Here is an 18,513-nt window from a genome sequence, read left to right on the forward strand (position 1 = left end):
TTGTTTACCCTAAATCTGACAGGGAATAACATAAAAAGCAAACAGGTCATTCTTGCTATCAAGAATATAGGATCCATAACCATGCTCTTGGAAGCCACATTAGCGAAACAGTACGCATCCTAGAGTCGTCTATGGGCGGGATTTCAAAAACGAAGTTAATGTACAACACCTATGTTTCCTATAGCAAGCTCAAGCAGCATGTCAATTTACTCATTCTAAGCGGCCTGCTAGAGTATGACAGCATTGATCATGTCTATAGGACAACAGAGAAGGGCATAAATTTTCTGAACACATACAAACAGATCCGCAGACTGCACATACATGACTTTTAGTACCTTTTCAGTTTTTGCCTATTGCACTTTTGAAAAGAAGAAAAGAATCAGATGTAGATCTAGAGTTTGACGCCTACCAGTATGAACCCAAGAAGAAGGGCAATCCCAAGCACCCCAAAGCCTGCGATGAGGAGCGCCTTCTGCACCTGCGGGTTTACCGACCTTCCAGAGTGGTAGAGCATAAGGGTGCCGGCCATGCCGATGAAAAGTATCAGGGTGATGACCACAGTCTCGCCAATCGTCTGGACAGAGCGTGTTGGGAGTATAAAGCCACCAAAGTCCCTTCCCTCAATTATGGCGTTTATCATGCCTGACGCCAGGGCGAAAAAGAACGCGAGGTACCCTACCGCAACGATCCATACAACTTTTGAAGGGGTAGTAGTAAGCATGATGTCTTTATAACCCTTAAAATCCAGACTCTAAATAAACCTTCCATGACTACTCAGAAATGCGCCGCTTGCCACCGGACTACAATGTCTGGCAGTAGATATTGCTTGCACCACGGCAAAGCGTTAGAGAGTTTAACTAATCACTACAAGGAGTGGGTTGACGCATATGGTGGCATTTCTTGGCAGGACTTTTTGGACAGACTGTCGAGAATGCAAGAGACAGGGAGCTGGGTAAAAGAAGTGATTGCGGTAGAACTGAAAAAGTGAGAGGGTTGGAGATCTTACATCTCCATACCGCCCATTCCGGGCATGCCGCCCATGCCACCCATACCTCCTCCGCCTGGAGGCGCGGGTGGCCCTCCGCCGGACTTGCTTGAAGCAATGACGTCGTCGATCCTCAGGATCATGGACGCTGCTTCTGTGGCGGACTTGATTATCTGCTCCTTGACTGCAAGCGGCTCTACCACGTCCAGCTTGCTCATATCGGCTATCTTGGCGTTCCTTGCATCGACGCCGGTCCACTTGCTTCCCTTGCTCTGCTTTGAGCGGAGCTCGGTGAGTGTGTCTATCGGGTCCATGCCGGCGTTCTCTGCAAGCGACAGCGGTATCACTTCAAGGGCTTCTGCGAACTTTTCTGCGGCCAGCTGTTCTCTGCCAGAGAGAGTGCTTGCCCATTCCCTGAGCTTGGATGCTGCATAGGCTTCTGGAGCGCCTCCGCCTGCCACTATGGCCGGCTTTTCAAGGACATCCTTTGACACCATCAATGCGTCATGCACTGAGCGCTCTGCCTCGTCGACGACCCTCTGAGAGCCACCCCTTATCAGGATGGTCACGGACTTGGGGTGCTTGCAGCCTTCGACAAAGACCCACTTGTCGGTCTCCACCTTGCGTTCTTCGACCAACTCGGCACTGCCAAGGTCTTTTGCGGTTAGGTCGTCAAGGTTGTTGACGACGCGGGCGCCGGTGGCGCGTGACATCTTGCTCATGTCGCTTTCCTTGACCCTTCTTACTGCAAGTATGTTGGCCTTGGCCAAGTAGTGCTGGGCGATGTCGTCCATGCCCTTCTGGCACACGACCACGTTTGCGCCGCTTGCAATGATCTTGTCTACCATCGATTTCAGCATGCGGTTTTCCTCCTCAAGGAACATCTTCATCTGGTCTGGAGAATTGATGTTTATCTTAGCGTCAAACTCGGTCTTTTCGATTTCAAGGGCAGAATTGATGAGGGCAATCTTGGCGTTCTCGATCCTCTTTGGCATGCCTCCGTGCACGACCTCTTTGTCAAGGACAATGCCCTTGATCAGCCTTGTGTCCCGGATGCTGCCGCCCGCCTTCTTTTCCACCTTGATGTCGTCGATATCAAGTCTGTAGCCTGTATCTGTCTTCTCGGCTACAGAAGTAGCCGCGGTGACAACAATGTCTGCCAGATCGCCGGCTTCCTTTGACACCAGCTTTGTCTGCATCGATGTCCGGGCTATCCTTGCCAGCTCGGCCTTTTCATTGCCCTCTATCTTTTGAGCGATGCTGTTTAATACCTCTATTGCCTTTGTCGCGCTCTTTCTGTAGCCGTCGACGATAATAGTCGGGTGCACATCCTTGTTGATCAGCTCCTCAGCCTTTTCAATGAGCGCGCCGGCAAGCACCACCACAGAGGTCGTGCCATCTCCAACTTCATTGTCGGTTGCCTTGCTTATCTCTACCATCATCTTGGCTGCAGGATGCTGAACATCGATTTCTTTTAGAATTGTAGCACCATCATTTGTTATTGTAACGTCGCCAAGAGTGTCTACAAGCATCTTATCCATGCCCCTTGGACCAAGCGAACTCCTGACTATCTCGGCTATCAGCTTTGCAGCAGTGATGTTATTCTTTTGCGCGTCACGACCCTTTGTCTGCGATGCCCCTTCCTTCAAGATTAGCACTGGGACGCCTCCAGCTGATCCCTGTTGTATTGACATTTTCTCATATTCCTCCTAAAATTGTAAATTTAATGGGCCTTTGCGGGATATTTTAAATTTGCTGCAACGTTGTTATTTTATTATTTCGTGAGCCTGATCCGGGCAATTCCGTTGAGGTACTGGATGTATTTCACCACGGGGTTGACCGCCGTCGCAGGGAGCTTGGCAGACATTTCGTATTTTCTTGTGCCGTGCGCGACTATCCTCACCTGCCGGCTGTCGGCGTCGTAGCTTGCTGTAATATCAGAGGCGTCCGACACGCCGCGGATCTCGGCAATCACTTCGTAATAGTCCGGACCCTCAATGACCTCTGGCGCAGCCGTAGCTACGTCCTCTATTCTGGGCCGGGTCTTTCTAAACATCGGGCCCCTGAATGCCGGCTTGGCACCTCCTGCTGCGGCCGCGATGCCTTCCTTGTATTTTATCGAGTCTGGGAGCGCCTTCCATGCAAGGCCGACTGCTACGCCGGCTACAAAGCCACCAATGTGCGCTAGGTATGCCACTCCGGCTGTGCCGGCTGGTCCCAGCTGACCTATCACAGCAAATATCACCTGCATTGCGAACCATAGCGGGATGTAAATAAGGACAGGTATCCTCACGGTATAGAGGAAGAATGCTGCAATTACAGTAAAGATCCTCGCCCTTGGGAACATGACCATGTAGGCTCCAAGGATGCCGGAAATCGCGCCCGACGCGCCGACTGCAGGAATTTCTCCTTCGCCTGTCGATACTGCATAGGCGCTATGGGCAAGGGCCGCGGCCACTCCCCATCCGATGTATATCAGGATGTACTTTATCCTGCCGTACTTGTCCTCGATATTGTCGCCAAAGACGAACAGAAACACCATGTTGCCAATGATGTGGGCAATGCCGCCGTGCATGAACATTGATGTGAGAATGGTGGGCGCGCTGGCCGGAAAGTCGTTGAAAAGCCTGTCGGGCACCGCGCCATAGGTCATAAACATTTCCTCCGTTGCGCGCTGGTCTGTAAAGAAACTGGTGACCGACGCCTCCCAGATAAAGACGATGACGTTTATCGCAATCATGCCGTAGTTCAGGTACGGTCTTCCATGCACGCGCTCTGTGTCATCATGGATTGGAAACATGTTTTTCCCTATGTCTCTAATTGTAGGATGTGTACTGACAAGAAATAAGTCTTTGCGCTATGAAAAGCCAAAAGGGTTCATGTTGGGCATGTCGCCGCCACCCTTTTCGCCGTGGGCCTTTCTTACATGGCGCTTCATCCTCTCCTTTTCGTCAAAGGTCATGTTGCAATGCGGGCACTTCCACACCTTCTGCTCATCGGCTTTTTTTCGAAAGAGTCCCAATGCTGTTGTTGTGTGTGATTGCTTAAGGGATTGATTAAAGTTGCGTTTTGGCAAATAATGTATAAAGCCTATATAATATTCTACCAGATGAATTTTATAAATGAATTTCGTCAGGCACTGTTAAGTAGATTCCTATTTGCAAGTTTCAGAGCCTCTAACTAGCCGCAAGTGGTCATGGTACCTTTTGCCAATGAACGCGAGCTCGTCAGGCTTATCGACAATCATTCCGATCTACATGCTTGGGCTCGGCGGTCAGGTAAGGGACGTGGCGATCGCGCTGTTCCTTTCAAATCTGGCAGTAACGCTTGGAGCAGTTTTCTGGGGTAGGCTGATTGACGCGATGCAATGGCGCAAGACCATAATCGCCGCCTGCTCGGCCGCCATTGCAATAACATGCGGAGCGATGTATTTTGTCTCAAGCATCCCAGTCCTCATGGTCCTGTCCGCGCTGGTCGGGTTCTTTTCCGTCGGGCCGGCGCCTGTCACAAACTTGCTTGTCATGGAAAAGTCAAGGAAGGAGGACTGGCTCAAGACATTCAGCTGGACGTCGTTTATCAGCGCCGCCGGACTTGTCGTCGCGATGGTGGCTGGATACCTGTGGCTCATGAAGTACGATGCCCAGTCATACGCGGTCATATGCTCTGCGATAGCGATCTCTTCTCTTGCCCTGACTATTGTATTTGTCAGGGATCCGCCGGCGACGCTGAAGCGCAGGGCAATAGCCATGTCGCCTGCCGCCCTTGTCGACCGGCTAAGACAGGTGCCTGTCATGTTCTTAAAGCCGGTGGCCGACCTGTCACTTTCAAAGCTGCAGGCAAGCGTGTCGAGAAAAGAATTCCTGTTCTTTGCCGGCACTGGCCTGTACTTTCTATCGGGCAACCTGCTGTTCACACCCTACACGCCGTTTCTGAAGGACAGCGGGGTCACAGACTCGCAGGTGTTCCTTGCATATACCATACTGCACATGTCAAGGGTCTTTTTCCTCCCATTCAACCACCGGCTCGTGGCAAGGGGCGGCGAGGAGACGATGGGCAGGCTCGCATACCTCCCAAGGATGTTTGGCATAGTGCTTGCAGTCGTGGCGGCGTTTCTCTTTGCCAATAACCCTGCATCAATACTAGCCATGACGGTCGTCGCGTTTGTTGCCGTCGAAGTCGGCTTTAGCATATGGAGCACCACCACTACCTCGTCGCTCTTCAAAATGATCCCGGACGGCAGGGCGGGAAGCGTGCTTGGGGTCAACAGCGCGATAATAGGCTCAGGTCTTTTGATAGGATCGATCGCCGCCGGAGAAGTTGCGGCGACATTTGGTTATGGAGCCACGTTCACCCTTGCGATAGCGTTCCTAGGCGCGTCGTTTGCGCTCGTGAGCAAACACTTCAAGCGGATCGTGGTTAAAGCCGCAGCCTGACTCTACTGTGTTTTTATTCCATCACAATCATCGTCAGGGTGGACTTGACGCCATTGAGCTTTCGGAGCTTCCAAGTGATCGTTTCTTTTACTTTTTCCATCGTGTCTGCTTCGACCTGCGCCACAATGTCATAAACGCCGTAAACCTGATAGACCTCCTTGACGCTGTCAAGTTTCTTCAGGTCATTAACAAGTGAATCCTCGCTTCCAAGTTCAGCATTCATGAGAACAAAAGCTTTTGGCATAGCATTGAATAATGTCTGGCGTATAAAAACCTGATCTAAAAAGGTCTTGTACAGTTAATCGCTGCTGCCAGCAGCTATCAGCTCACGCCAGTTCAACCCTACAAGTACCGCTCCAACTGAACCTGCAGCCAATCCTGCCAAAAGGTATGCATCGATGCTTCAAAATACAGCTGCGGAAAAAGTGCTCTTCCGCCAAAACATATCGTGTCTGCATATTCAAGCGCCCGGCGCTCTGCTTCTGCCTGCTGCTCAAGATACTGGCCATAGTTGTCAAGGCTGAACTGCACAAGCGGTATGGCGGCAAGCATCAACACAAGACCTACAAAAGCAAGTTTTTTGTTCATGTGCCGTCCCAATGATGGCCTAGACTTCGTGCTTTAGCTTGCTCTCGTCAAACGGGCCGGCCTTTTCCCACTGGTAATTGAACAGGTCGGCGCACCATTCAAGGAATTCCTTGTCCTCGCCGTAAAACATCACGTTGAGGTCTGGCTCGCCCTTCATGTTAGGGAACAAGACGCACCCCTGCTTTTCGTTAAAGATCATCATCACCTTGACTTCTGGAAGCATCCTACGCTCAACCAGACCCTTGCTGATAAAGTTGCGCCAGCCGACTTTCTGCAATAGCTGCGTCCTGCCCTTTGGCACGACCGAGTTGCTCGCAAAAATGTAGTGGAATTTCACGCCTGCTTCCACCCTGCTGCTGACGGTCTCGATGAGGTCAAGGGGCACCTGAGCCATTATCTCCCTGATGTATTTTTCAGATTCAGAGTAAAGGTTCTTCCAGCGCTGCAGGATCGCCATCACGCCGTGCACTATTTCGCAGTTCTGCAACGCGCCCATCCTCTGGATGAATTTTGGCGGGAGGTCGCCCAAGCTGTGGTCTAGGAAAAAGTCCCTGTTGCGGTACAAAAAGTCATAGCCAGAGATCATGGTGACGACCGTCCTGCCGTAGGCAGTAAGCACCAGCTCGCCCTCCTTGTCCTTTGCGACGAGCCCCGAGTCTACAAGGCGAGTCATGTTCCGGTGGGCCTCCTGCATCGTGGCGTCCAGCTCTGACGCAAGCTGGGACAACCGATAGTTCTTTTGGCTCAGCTTTGTCAGCATAGAGAGGCGGAGGTCGCCGGCAAGCTCGAAGAATAAAGACCCAACTCCCTCGTTGGGCTGCTGATCAGACATCCCTGCTGCATTTACACACGCCACGGGTTTAAAAACGTGTCAAGCATGATGAAGAGATGATACAAAAGGATACTATTGCATTAGCACAGTATACCCTCCCTCTCCGTTTGATATTCTATGTCTTAAATACATGCATAATTATTGAACGCCATTAACCTGTGTCAATAACAGCAATCAAGTCTATCAAACAGCCCTACATCCCAACTCATGGAGACATTTAGACGCATGACTAATGATTGTATTCGCATAGGATTATAGAATGACATTACTTCAATGAAGAAGCTCTGTCAATTCTCGTACAAAGAAACCGCGAAATATAATATTGTAAACTATTACCAATTATGCGCAATTTCTAAAGCTGCTGGCATATTGACAAGTACATTATCTTTTCAAGATACATACACATTTTGAAATATAAATCCCAGTATCTTTCTAAGAACTTGCCGTCTATATCGCGGTATTGCTCCTCAAGAAAACCCGAATCTTTTGTCAATCGCTCAGCCGCCTGAACTATTCTTTCAGGTCATTTTTGGAACCTTGAAATATAGTTTCTTTACTTCTTGTATCTGCTTGGCATCTTGTATTTGTTTTGCGATTGCAAACTGCATCTTTGTTTTGCTAAGGACTGATCCTTGACTTGGGGATCAAAGGGAGAATAAACGAATCTAATTAGAAAGTCCGTGGGATGAATTTGCATATTTTGAAATTTATCATTGAGCCCCATAGCAGCTTCGAATAGCTCATTTGCTCGAGCTTTAATTGAGTGGGATCAGCTTTTCAAAGTTAATCAGCTTCCATTCTCCAAGTAATTTGAGAAGATGTCGATATTGCGGCTCCTTATCTTTAGAAATTCTATATCGAGTTGTACCAGTTATTTCCTCAACCTTCATATTTATGTGCGGTACAATGTTCACGATAGTATGTTTCATACGTTCGTCTTCAGCCGTCTGTTCCATTTCAGTCTGAGAATGAGGTATAAACTGTCGTAACTAAATAACTAAACCATAAAAACACATATAATTTGGCTAAAACCTCTGCTTGGCTGTCATATGGGAGACAAGAAATCCATTTCCGCGCTGGTAAACGGCGGCGAAGCCAATGCAGGTCCGCCTCTGGGTCCGGCGCTGGGTCCGATGGGCGTAAACGTGTTGCAGGTTGTAAATACCATTAATGAAAAGACTAAAGACTTTCCAGGCATGAAGGTGCCAGTCAAAGTAGAGGTAGACTCTGAGACCAAAAAGTTCACGGTCGAAGTGGGCATTCCGCCGACTGCAGCTCTGGTTGCCAAGGAGGCAGGCATACCAAAGGGCTCCGGGACGGCAGGCACCAACTATGCCGGCGACCTGACGATGGCCAGCGCAGTCAAGATAGCCAAGATGAAGATCGATGGCTCGTATGCCTTTGACGTCAGGGGCGCGGTCAAAGAAGTCATTGGCTCATGCGTCAGCATGGGGGTCAAGGTAGAAGGCAAGCCTGCCAAGGAGGTCTATGCAGACATTGCCGCAGGCAAGTACGACGACCTCCTAAAGTGACCTAGAACGGCACAGCAACTACCAACCGACAACTGTAAAGCTGAGCCGACATCCAACTTTTACCATAGAAATCATAATAACAGAGAATAATCCTCTATAACAATAGCGTATTACATGCCTCGGAGCGCTTTTTGTCTTGTTTTACTATTCCTGATAACAACCGCTTCCTTGGCAGTGCCGGCAGCATACTCGCTGCCAATCAGAGAATCCGGCCCGCTCACCTCGCTTTTCAGCAAGTCGCTGCCATATCTAAAGGGCGACGACATTGTAACCGTCAACGGCCTGCCGGTCGACAAGAACGCGATCAAGACGGATTTTGGAGCTATCGACCTCGGCAGGATGGAATACAATGGTAATGTCGGCAGGACGCTTGTCTATGGCTCTGGCAACATCGCGGCTCTTGGCAAGAGCGCGCACGTCGTAAGCTTTGGAGGATCGACGCAGCAGTATAGCCAGCAGCGGCTCCTTGGCGTGGCAGTATCGCAATCGCCATTACCCCAAAATCTGGGCTTTTCGTACGCGGCCGACTCGCCGCTTCAGTTCGACTATAGAGAAGATCAGATAGGAAGCCCCGGCAGGCTTTCTGGCTCGTCGATAATTGGCTCTGACAAGGTGGCCGACACGTACGACATCACCGGCGAAGGGGTGACGGTGGCCATAGTTGATACCGGTACAGACTTTTCAAACCCTGACATGATGCATGCCCTTGCAAGGGACGAAAACGGTGTTCCCATAATGCTGGACGCAGACGGACAGGGGATCGTGCTGACAAGGGCGACGTATGTGGCCAAGACAGACCCATCTGGGGCAATAGTGGACGGCGACTATACAGAAGACAGCCCGCCGGAAGGCTATACTTCATGGGCCTATGCCAACGAGACTGGCACTGTCTTTCTCAAGACGACGTTTGGCAACATACCCACCTACAACCCGCTCTACCCGATATTCGGCCAGCCTGTTGTCAATGCGACAGCAAGGGTTGACTGGATAATAGGGCGCAGTCCTACTGACTATATCCGGTCTGCAAGCGGCGTCTACCACTTTGGCATAATTTACCAGCTCCAGCAGCAGTTTGGCACGCTCACGTTTGGGCTCGTGCCGGTGCTTGTAGTTGACAGCAAAGAGCCAGGTGTGTACGACACGATAATCCCCGACATGTACTCTGGGTGGTATTTCTACACCCATAACGAGCTTGCGCGGCTGGCGCATGTGGAGCACCTTTTTAGCGAGCCCTCGTATGATTTTACAGATGATGTTCCCATCAAGCTTGGTGACGGCAATGAATTTCTGACATACGATTACAACGACGACGGCTTTCCAGACTTTAGCGCTGGGACTGCTGGTGCAAGGGTGGTCGATCTGTGGCAGGTGGTGGCAAGCAGCAACAAGACCAAGCCTGTCTTGGGCGAAGAGACTGGCTACGGTGGCGTGGTCGTTGCAGACCTGCTCGAGCCGCTCGACCCTGCCGGCAACTACTTTGGAGTAATGTACGACATCGCCGGCCACGGGACCGGCACCGCCGCGACAGTGGCTTCAAAGGGCGAGCAGCAGTACAACATTTACGATGACGGCACGATGTACGGCCTTGCAGGCATTGCTCCGGGCGCAAAGATAATTCCTGTCAAGGCGCTGTGGGCCGGCGATTCGCTGTACGGCTGGCTCTACTCATCAGGCTTTGATCTGGGCGAGGACGGCGTGTGGCGCTACAGCGGCGATCACAAGGCCGACATTATCAGCAACAGCTGGGGCGTCGCATCGTTCCCGCTTTTGCAGTACGGGCCAGGGTACGACGTGCTGTCGGTGATCTCGTCGCTCCTAGTGGTTCCCGGCCTGCTTGATGACGATTATCCCGGCACGCTGTTTGTCAACAGCCTTGGCAACAACGGCCTTGGGTACGGGTCAGTGGGCGCGCCAAACGCTTCGCCTCTTGCTATCTCTGTCGGGGCAACGACCAACAACGTGCACGTTGGCTACAACGGCTTTGAGAATGTCACGCGGTTTGGCAACTGGGCGACTTACTTTGACGACGTGGCAGACTTTTCAAGCAGAGGGCCGGGGCTTTTAGGCGACCCCAAGCCTGAGCTGATGGCCATAGGATCGTACGCGTTCACGCCGACCATAGTGAACCTGAAGAACTTGAAGACCACTGCCGATGACTCGAACAACGATGGTGCGTTCGCGCTTTTTGGCGGCACCAGCATGGCCGCGCCGATGGTCGCCGGGGCGGCGGCGCTTGTGATCGAGGACATGAGGTCGCAAGGGAAGGAACCCGACCCGTTTGAAATCAAGACGATACTGATGTCGTCGGCTGTTGACCTGAAGAACGATCCGTTTGTTCAGGGCTCTGGCAGGGTTGACGCACTGGCTGCAATCAGGCTTGCAAAAGGTGAAAACGACCAACTCATGGCATACACTGAAGACACTGTTCCAAACGTGCTGTCCGCAATGTCCAAATCAATCCACTCATACAGCGACGTGCTTGGCATAATCGAGGGCGGACAGGGAGTAGCAGAGAAGAAGCTTGGCGCAGAATTCAGGGACGGCAGGTGGTTCGCCGGTCACATAAGTCAGGGCGGATCTGCCTCCGCGCAGATCGTAATTGAGAACCCGTCGGCAGAGGACATGGAGGTAGAGGTCACCGGCGCAATAGAAAAGCTCGTCAGCAGGTACCAACTGCACAACACGACGCGGCTGTTTGAAAAAGATCCACTGTACAGCTCGGTAGATTTTGGATACGACCCGAACTATTTCAGCATTGACGAAATGGGCGGCGTGCCGGACAACGCGGACCTCATGGTCGCAAGAGTCACTTTTCCGTTTGAAAGTTTCATGAACACGACAGAGTTTTACGCCGACCACTTGCGCATCGCTTCGGTTTACGCCTACGACTGGTCCGACAGCAATCTGGACGGCAAAGTGTCATACGCTGAAACCTCGATGATAAACAGGGGCGGCTCGTGGGGCACCGTGCAAGAGCTCAGAATATCAGATCCGAATGAAAAATTCAAGAACACCCCTCTGATAGGAGTGTATCCCGTCCCGACGGTGTTTTCGTTCTGGCAGGGCGACAGGCGGATAAACTCGACTGCGATGAACTACACGCTCACGATCGAGTTTTACGAAAGGCAGCCAAACCCCGCAATCACGCTTGACGGAGCGGAAGGAGACGGCAAGCTCACCCTGAATGTCAACTCCAACAACAAGGAAGTGGTCACGGCGACCATACATGTCGCCGAAGAAACACTGCCGGGCATTTACTACAGCTCGATACTGATCAAGCCAGCAGCAGGTGAAAGTAGTAGCAGCAGTAGCAGTCACCAGATTGTGATGCCGGTGAGCTATGTTGTCACGAGCAAGCCGGTGCCAAAGGACGTGCCAGTGGTGGTGGTGCCTGACGCCAGCATTGGCGAGCAGGACCTTGGCCTGCGGCCAAACGGCTATGTGGGCGGCCTGTTTGACATGACTTCGAGGTATTCTGCCGGCGATTGGAGGTCATACCACTTTATGGTGGACGACAGCACGATAACATCAATGACGCTAAAGATATCGTGGCCGCACAACTCTACTAGCATCAGCGCGATGGCCTTTGGCCCGGACGGCAGGATGGTGGCGACAAGCGTACCCTCTGGCGTGTTTGAGATCTTTTCTGGGTGGCCCAGCAACGACTGGCTCGGGACGACCTCCTACAGCGAGGGCGGCGCATTCTATTTCAGCCAGAATGCCGGCGAGAACTCGACGCTGCTTCATGTTCCGGTGAACGGCACAGGCGTGTACTCTGTTCTCTTGCACAATACTCTGTTCCACGGAAACAGCCTATACGAGCCCCTGCAGGTAGAGGCCAAGTTCTCTACGATACTGCCAGACGGCGCTGCGCCGGCGATAGGCATAGACCTTCCAAAATACTTGCGCGCAGGAGAGCATAGGATTCCGGTGACAATCACAGAAGAGAACCTAGCCAGCTATGAATACGCGATAGACTTTGGCGACCCGGTCATACCAGACAAGGTCATTATTAGTACTGGAAGCAACAACAGTACCTTTGATCTGGTTGTTGATACCACCGTGCTGGCAGAAGGTACTCACAGGCTACGTATAGATTCGATGGATCTTGTAGGCCACACCACCTCGTTCGTATCCACATTTGAGGTTGATAGGACGCCGCCAGTAGTAAATATCTACATGCAGGAAGATGCTGGCATACGCAATGCAGAGAACTATACGATAGTGACTGCAAGAGGCGGCGCCCTGATGTGGAATATTTCTGATAATAATGGCATAGTGTCGCCGGTAAGCATCACCGCTTATGATGGCAGCAAGATTCAATCGGAAACATTATCGTCTTCTTTTACGATACTCAATTCGACCTTGCCTGAAGGCGAATACCTCTACACAATAGATGTTCAGGATGTTGCAGGAAACAGGGTGGTTCAGGACATCAGAGTGGTGATCGACAGGACGCCCCCAGCAACGTCGCTGTCCTTTATCAACGCAAACCCACAGGACCTGAGAGACATGGTCACAGTAGTCTTGGGAACCGACGATCCAAACATCCGCAGCGTGACCCTGCAGGTGGGCGACAGGAAGAGCATAGACGTTACAGGGATGCCCGAATACCAGCTTGACACTACAGAGCTTCCAGACGGCGAGTATGAGCTAAAGCTTGTAGCGACTGACATTGCGGGCAACGAAGGGACAATAAGCATGCCCATAATAGTGGCAAACGCGGCTCCCCGGATCATGTCTGCCATCCTTGTCGGCCTTGCGGCCGGCGGTGGGATTGCAAGCGTGGCATGGTTTATTATTTTTACAAGACGCCGGGCCTCTGACTACCATCAATAAATCTTAAATAGTAAATAACTCACTTTTAATACCAGAGAGACACATGAGTGAGGACAAAAAGACTGCAAGCATGCACGCCGCCAGCAACAACCTGATCGAACTTGGAGAAAAGAACTTTGACGAGGTGGTAGGAGGCAGCAAGCCAGTCTTGGTAGATTTCTGGGCAACATGGTGCGGTCCCTGCCAGTTCATGCTTCCCATATTTGACAAGCTGTCCAAGAAATACGGCAACAAGGTGTCATTTGGAAGGCTGAACGTTGACGACAACCAAGGTGTCGCGATGCGCTACGACGTCTACGCAATCCCGACGTTCATCATGTTCATGAACGGCAAGGCTGTCGACAGGGCGGTCGGTGCAGTCGGCGAGAAGGGTCTGGAAGGGCTGCTCCAGAAGTACCAGTAGTGATTACAGGTACCCAAACGTCGGGTCGTTCTTTCTTTTCATAGCAACGAGCATGTCCAAGACCTCCTTTTCCTTTTCATTCAGCCGGTGGTTGAACCTCTCTAGCAGCTGCTTTGCCTGTCTGCTGTTGATGTCCGTATAGAATATATCGCCCTCGTTTATCTGCCGGCCAATGGTCGGCTCTTTTATCGACACTGCCACCTGCATACCTGTGGTAGCCTCTTCAATCGCCTTGCCGCTTTCTTGGATCTGGTGCACGGTGCCTACCTTCTTACCCTCTTCGTTGATGACCTGAACTTTTTGCCTCAGCCTGCCTATCTGGATCTCAGCTCCGAAGACTGCAGGGTCATTGCGCCTAAAGATGAACCCCTTCATGAACTGGAACTTGCATATAGGCGGCAGCTCGTTGAACAGTATCAACTCTTCGTGTTCGCGCTGGTACGCCACCCAGTCAGTGTAACTTCTGACAAGGTTGTAGATTATCTGCTCGTTGAAAATTTTGACTTCCCTGTCCTGAGCCTCTTTCTGCGCGTCGTCAAGCACCCTGACGCTAAAGCCCAGCACGACTCCAAGGTAGCGGTCGTTCTCCTTTACCGCGGACGCCTCGACGATGTCCCTCCTCGTGATGTTGCCGATGTCTGCCATCCTGATTGGCACGTTTTCCTTTCTCAGCAGGTCTGTTATTGCCTCAAGCGAGCCTATCGTATCGCATTTCAGAATAACGCCGGTGGTCTCGGTGTTGCTCACTATGGCAGTCTTGATCTCTGATTCGACAAGTGACTTTAGGTGCTCAAGCTCTTCCTTACCTTTTTTCTGATCGTAGACATAAAGCGGGCTGCCTGCAAGCACCCCTTCAAGATCGGGCGATGTGATCTTTAATCCTGCAGCCGCAACGACTTCGGTGACAGGCTTGAACTTGTCACGAGGATCGCGCATTTCATCAAGCGGCTTTGGAAGCAAAAGCGCCTTTGTCTTGGTAGCGACTGCACCGTCGCGCTTGCCTACAACCACGATGTCGCCATGCCGCAGGGTGCCGTCAAGCAATATGATGTTTGCCGACGGGCCGAGGCCGACCTCTTCGCTAGATTCGAGCACGATACCCTTTGCTGGCCCTTCATGCCGCTCGAGCTTTTTTGCCATGTATTGCTGAGTCAGGCCCACCAGCACGGCCAGCAGTTCGGGTATCCCGACGCCGGTCCTTGCACTGATAGGCACTATGGCCACTTCCTTTGTGAAATCCCTGACGCGCCAGAACACTTCAGACAGGAACCCCAGCCTTGAGAGCGTTCCTACTACGGCGTATGCCTTTTCGTCAAGCAGCATCTGGACGCTTGGATCCTGCTTTTTCACCTCTTCAGAAATGAACCTGCCAGAGGCCCTCCAGCCGGTGACCATGTCGACCTTGTTGAGCGCCACGACAAAGGGCACCTTGCGCTTTTTCAAAATATCGATGCTTTCAATCGTCTGCGCTTCAAACCCCTTGTTTACGTCTACTACAACTATGGCAATGTCAGCTGCAGATCCGCCGCGTGCGCGCAGGTTGGCAAAAACTTCGTGCCCCGGCGTGTCAATCACGAGCAGTCCTGGTATCGGAGTTTCAGCTTTTGCAAGCTTTGCATAGAGGGGCCCAGTCATCTCCTTGATGGTTTCAACTGGGAAAAAGCTGGCGCCGATATGCTGCGTGATCCCTCCGACTTCGCGGGCCTGGACCGCTGTTCCGCGAATCTTGTCCAGTAGCGAAGTCTTGCCCGAGTCTACGTGACCAAGAACAACTACAACAGGCTGACGAAGTTCCACGTGTCAACCGAAAATGACTCGCGACTCTTTTATGAAGCTTTCAGGGGAGTCGGAGGCATGAATGATGTTGTCAGTAAAGCCAAGTCCAAAGTCGCCTCTTATTGTGCCCGGCGCCGCTTCAAACGACTTGGTGGCTCCTATCATGAGCCTGACAGTATTAACCGCGTTATTGCCTTCCAAGATGCACGCGACTACCGTGCCAGAGCTGATAAAAGAGACCAGCTCGCCAAAGAACGGCTTGTCCTTGTGCACAGAGTAGAACTCTTGCGCCTTTTCCTTGGTAAAGTTATACGACTTTAGGTTCTTTATCTGGAAGCCCTTTTCTTCAAACCTTGCCAATATCTTGCCCGTCAGCTGGCGCTTGAACCCGTCCGGCTTGACTACAATAAGAGTCTGCTCGACTGCCATATTTTTTTCATCTACTACTATTATTATTCTACTTTTTCATGCGTAGGCCGCCCTTTACATATCGGCTTGTCCACTTTAGCTTCCGTGCGTCGCGCTGAAGAACGCGCAGGTTTTTCTTGCACTTGCTAGAGCACGTCCACTGGACTTGGCCGTCGTTCCTTACAAGCATGACTCCGTGGCCGGTGGTGATGTGCCTGCCGCAGAAGAAACAATTGCGTAGCGATGTTGCTGTCGTCTTGCTCATGATAACAATATCACCTTACCTTATCTTGCGGGCCTCCCGCTCCGTTTCCCTCAACATCAGGACGTCGTTCATCCTGACAGAGCCCTTGACGTTCCTTGTGAGGATGCGGCCCCTGTCCTTGCCTTCGAGAACTTTGACCCTAACCTGAATAACTTCACCTGCGATGCCGGTCCTGCCCACTATTTGAATGACTTCAGCAGGAACGACCTTTTCTTCAGCTGCCTTGCTCATCTTCTGTCAGCCACCGTTTCTCTACCCTTTCTTGGCCGCGCCCTTCAGGTTGCCAATTGAAGTGACTACCTGCTCCACGATATGCTGGGCCTCGCCAGGATCAATGATCGTCGCAGCTGCAGAGCCGACGTCGATTCCAAGTGACATGCCAAGCTGCTGCTTGCTTGGGACAAAGATGAACGGCGCGTTCCTTTCTTCGCAGAGGATCGGAAGGTGTGCCACCACTTCTGGAGGCTCGACATCCTCGGCAATTACAACAAGCTTTGAAATGCCGCGCTCGACGGCCTTTGTGGTCTCATTGGTGCCCTTGCGGACCTTGCCACTCTGCTTTGCTACGCGCACTGCCTCATAAACCGCGTTTACCAGATCCTTAGAAACTTCCATCTTGACGTAATATGGTTTACTCATTTTTGGTATCACCCATTGGGATCATCTTTCTTCTGTAGGATAGTAAGCGTATTAAAAACGTTGTCCATGCTTACATTTTAGACTGGACCAGCCTGCAGTACTCGTCAACCTTCGAATCAAGCAACGACTTGTCGGTCGATTCTGCATACATCCTGATAAGGGGCTCAGTCCCGCTCGGCCTCACCATGACCCAGGTCTCCTCGTCTATCCATATCTTGGCACCGTCCAGCGTCTCGACCTTTTTCGGGCTCCCATGGTCTTTGCAGGCTTGGATAACCTTGTCGACCACCTCCCTTGAAGGGCACGCAAATTTGCTCTTGTACTGGAACGTCTGTGGCAGCTGCGCAATGTGCTGCGAAAACGACATATCGACGGCAGACGCGGCAAGCATGTCAAGCGCAAGCGCGGTGGCCATCACCCCGTCCCTCACTTCGTTGAGTGCGCCGTACATAAAGCCGCCGTTTTCTTCAAGCCCGAGCGGAGATCTGCGCCTCACCATCTCCCTTGATACTTCGACGCTTCCAACCTTTGTGTAGACTACCTTGGAGCCGGCCTGCTCTGCCACCTTTTCCAAAATCATTGAAGTGTTTATAGGGCAGACGACTTCAGATCCCTTATGTCGGCCTGCTAGCAGGTGCCTGATAAAGAGCGCGCCGGTCTTGTCGCCCATGTATATAGCGCCCGTGTCGTCGCAAAAGATGCTCCTGTCGCCGTCGCCGTCGTACGCGACTCCAAAGTCGGCCCTTGCAGACCTAACAGTCTCTGCAAGCACCCCAAGGTTGTCAGGGGTCGGCTCTGACCCGCGCGCCGGGAACTCGCCGTCGATGTTGCCGTTTATCACGATCACCTTGCAGCCCAGCTTTTTGGCTACAAGCGGCGCGACGGCGGCCTGCGCGCCATTGCCCGTATCCATTGCCACCGTGAGTTTTTTCTGCCTTATCTTGTCAGCATCGACCAGCAAAAGCACCGCGTCGATGTACTTGCTTATGACACTGTCGTCAATGGAATCACGGCCAGTGCCGTCTATTTTTGCAAACTTTTTTGAATAGTAAATGTCCTCGACTCTCAACTCGTCTTCCCGGGAAATCTCAACTCCGTCAGAAGCGGTAGGCTTGATCCCGTTATACTGGGGTGGGTTATGGGACGCGGTTATCATAATGCCCCCGCGGTACCCAAGGCGCTTTGCAGCATACTGCAGGCACGGAGTTGGCACCAAGCCGGCGTTGGCTGTGTCAAGTCCGGCAGAGTTGAGAGTTGCCCTGACGAGCCTTGACAGGACTGGGCTTGACTTGCGCCCGTCGTGCCCAACTACGATCGGGCCCCTGCCAAAGTAGGTGCCCAGTGCGTAGCATAGGTCGATTACCAGATCGTGAGTGAGCTCCTGCCCGTAGACCCCGCGTACGCCGTTTGTCCCAAATAGCCGTTGCCTGGCCGCTGCTTGCATCTAGTTTTCAAATGCCGCTATACTATATAATCAATATTAGTTAGTCTGTGTCATAGCCGTCAGCGGGCTGCGACTCACTCCACGTCACGCCGCGAATCGTCAATTTATATTAATAATAGATAAATTTGGCTTGCCAGCTCTTGCAGCTTGGGCGGGGGTTGCCAAGCCCGGTCAACGGCGCAGGTCTCTTTTTCTTTTACAGCAAAAGAGAAGAAGAGTGCGAAGCTTAGAATGAGCCGGACTGGTTCCTACAACCCTGTTCCTTAGGGATTCGTGGGTTCAAATCCCACCCCCCGCACTTTTACACTAGTATGGTGCGGTATGAACAAGATCAAATACCTGCCTTAAAGCCTGTTCAGAGCTTTTTTA

19 protein-coding genes and 1 tRNA gene are annotated in these 18,513 nt (G+C 51.9%); 7 read left to right on the forward strand and 13 right to left on the reverse strand.

Annotation, left to right across the window (positions count from 1 at the left end):
• The first annotated feature begins 116 nt into the window (after positions 1-116).
• Positions 117-332: a winged helix-turn-helix domain-containing protein gene (locus tag NGAR_RS19420; protein WP_407637206.1), complete on the forward strand. Its 216-nt coding sequence runs from the start codon at positions 117-119 to the stop codon at positions 330-332.
• 59 nt (positions 333-391) lie between these two features.
• Here the strand turns inward: NGAR_RS19420 and NGAR_RS13185 are convergent, their stop codons facing one another.
• Positions 392-721: a hypothetical protein gene (locus NGAR_RS13185; RefSeq protein ID WP_015020268.1), complete on the reverse strand. Its 330-nt coding sequence runs from the start codon at positions 719-721 to the stop codon at positions 392-394.
• Between the two features lie 45 nt (positions 722-766).
• Here NGAR_RS13185 and NGAR_RS13190 point away from each other — a divergent pair, with 45 nt between their 5' ends.
• On the forward strand, positions 767-988 hold the full coding sequence (locus NGAR_RS13190) for a hypothetical protein (RefSeq protein ID WP_148681463.1): 222 nt from the start codon (positions 767-769) through the stop codon (positions 986-988).
• Between the two features lie 14 nt (positions 989-1,002).
• Here the strand turns inward: NGAR_RS13190 and thsB are convergent, their stop codons facing one another.
• From thsB to NGAR_RS17790, 3 genes are all read right to left on the reverse strand, one after another.
• Positions 1,003-2,679 (reverse strand): thermosome subunit beta, encoded by a 1,677-nt coding sequence (thsB, locus tag NGAR_RS13195; protein WP_015020270.1) that lies wholly within the window; start codon positions 2,677-2,679, stop codon positions 1,003-1,005.
• Positions 2,680-2,759: 80 nt separating this feature from the next.
• Entirely contained in the window at positions 2,760-3,785 is a 1,026-nt protein-coding gene (locus tag NGAR_RS13200) for a rhomboid family intramembrane serine protease (RefSeq protein WP_148681464.1), read from the reverse strand.
• Positions 3,786-3,842: 57 nt separating this feature from the next.
• A complete protein-coding gene (locus NGAR_RS17790; RefSeq protein ID WP_015020272.1) occupies positions 3,843-4,007 on the reverse strand; it encodes a C2H2-type zinc finger protein in 165 nt (54 codons plus the stop codon).
• Between the two features lie 190 nt (positions 4,008-4,197).
• Here NGAR_RS17790 and NGAR_RS13205 point away from each other — a divergent pair, with 190 nt between their 5' ends.
• On the forward strand, positions 4,198-5,418 hold the full coding sequence (locus tag NGAR_RS13205) for an MFS transporter (protein ID WP_015020273.1): 1,221 nt from the start codon (positions 4,198-4,200) through the stop codon (positions 5,416-5,418).
• A 13-nt stretch (positions 5,419-5,431) separates the two neighbouring features.
• Here NGAR_RS13205 and NGAR_RS13210 read toward each other — a convergent pair whose 3' ends face one another.
• From NGAR_RS13210 to NGAR_RS13220, 3 genes are all read right to left on the reverse strand, one after another.
• On the reverse strand, positions 5,432-5,662 hold the full coding sequence (locus tag NGAR_RS13210) for an Lrp/AsnC ligand binding domain-containing protein (RefSeq protein WP_015020274.1): 231 nt from the start codon (positions 5,660-5,662) through the stop codon (positions 5,432-5,434).
• Positions 5,663-5,760: 98 nt separating this feature from the next.
• The gene (locus tag NGAR_RS13215) at positions 5,761-6,006 is read right to left on the reverse strand and encodes a hypothetical protein (protein WP_015020275.1); all 246 of its coding nucleotides are present in this window, start codon (positions 6,004-6,006) and stop codon (positions 5,761-5,763) included.
• A gap of 19 nt (positions 6,007-6,025) precedes the next feature.
• Complete coding sequence (locus tag NGAR_RS13220; protein ID WP_015020276.1) at positions 6,026-6,838, reverse strand: helix-turn-helix transcriptional regulator; 813 nt, start codon at positions 6,836-6,838, stop codon at positions 6,026-6,028.
• Between the two features lie 1,049 nt (positions 6,839-7,887).
• Here NGAR_RS13220 and NGAR_RS13225 point away from each other — a divergent pair.
• From NGAR_RS13225 to trxA, 3 genes are all read left to right on the forward strand, one after another.
• Entirely contained in the window at positions 7,888-8,370 is a 483-nt protein-coding gene (locus NGAR_RS13225) for a 50S ribosomal protein L11 (protein ID WP_015020278.1), read from the forward strand.
• Positions 8,371-8,544: 174 nt separating this feature from the next.
• The gene (locus NGAR_RS13230) at positions 8,545-13,209 is read left to right on the forward strand and encodes a S8 family serine peptidase (RefSeq protein WP_187147512.1); all 4,665 of its coding nucleotides are present in this window, start codon (positions 8,545-8,547) and stop codon (positions 13,207-13,209) included.
• Positions 13,210-13,252: 43 nt separating this feature from the next.
• On the forward strand, positions 13,253-13,612 hold the full coding sequence (trxA, locus tag NGAR_RS13235; RefSeq protein ID WP_015020280.1) for a thioredoxin: 360 nt from the start codon (positions 13,253-13,255) through the stop codon (positions 13,610-13,612).
• A 3-nt stretch (positions 13,613-13,615) separates the two neighbouring features.
• Here trxA and infB read toward each other — a convergent pair whose 3' ends face one another.
• The 6 genes from infB to glmM all read right to left on the reverse strand — a co-directional run bounded on the left by infB (position 13,616) and on the right by glmM (position 18,144).
• Positions 13,616-15,409 (reverse strand): translation initiation factor IF-2, encoded by a 1,794-nt coding sequence (gene infB / locus NGAR_RS13240; protein WP_148681466.1) that lies wholly within the window; start codon positions 15,407-15,409, stop codon positions 13,616-13,618.
• Positions 15,410-15,412: 3 nt separating this feature from the next.
• The gene (gene ndk, locus NGAR_RS13245; RefSeq protein WP_015020282.1) at positions 15,413-15,817 is read right to left on the reverse strand and encodes a nucleoside-diphosphate kinase; all 405 of its coding nucleotides are present in this window, start codon (positions 15,815-15,817) and stop codon (positions 15,413-15,415) included.
• A gap of 28 nt (positions 15,818-15,845) precedes the next feature.
• On the reverse strand, positions 15,846-16,061 hold the full coding sequence (locus NGAR_RS13250; protein WP_015020283.1) for a 50S ribosomal protein L24e: 216 nt from the start codon (positions 16,059-16,061) through the stop codon (positions 15,846-15,848).
• A gap of 15 nt (positions 16,062-16,076) precedes the next feature.
• Positions 16,077-16,292 (reverse strand): 30S ribosomal protein S28e, encoded by a 216-nt coding sequence (locus NGAR_RS13255; protein WP_015020284.1) that lies wholly within the window; start codon positions 16,290-16,292, stop codon positions 16,077-16,079.
• Between the two features lie 21 nt (positions 16,293-16,313).
• Entirely contained in the window at positions 16,314-16,700 is a 387-nt protein-coding gene (gene rpl7ae / locus NGAR_RS13260) for a 50S ribosomal protein L7Ae (RefSeq protein ID WP_148681467.1), read from the reverse strand.
• A 70-nt stretch (positions 16,701-16,770) separates the two neighbouring features.
• Positions 16,771-18,144, reverse strand: coding sequence for a phosphoglucosamine mutase (gene glmM, locus NGAR_RS13265; protein WP_015020286.1), 1,374 nt, complete (start codon positions 18,142-18,144; stop codon positions 16,771-16,773).
• A 151-nt stretch (positions 18,145-18,295) separates the two neighbouring features.
• Between glmM and NGAR_RS13270 the strand changes: the two genes are divergently transcribed.
• Positions 18,296-18,442 (forward strand) — tRNA-Leu (locus NGAR_RS13270).
• Positions 18,443-18,513 lie beyond the last annotated feature (71 nt).

The sequence above is a fragment of the Candidatus Nitrososphaera gargensis Ga9.2 genome, from assembly GCF_000303155.1.
Classification (GTDB): Archaea; Thermoproteota; Nitrososphaeria; order Nitrososphaerales; family Nitrososphaeraceae; genus Nitrososphaera; species Nitrososphaera gargensis.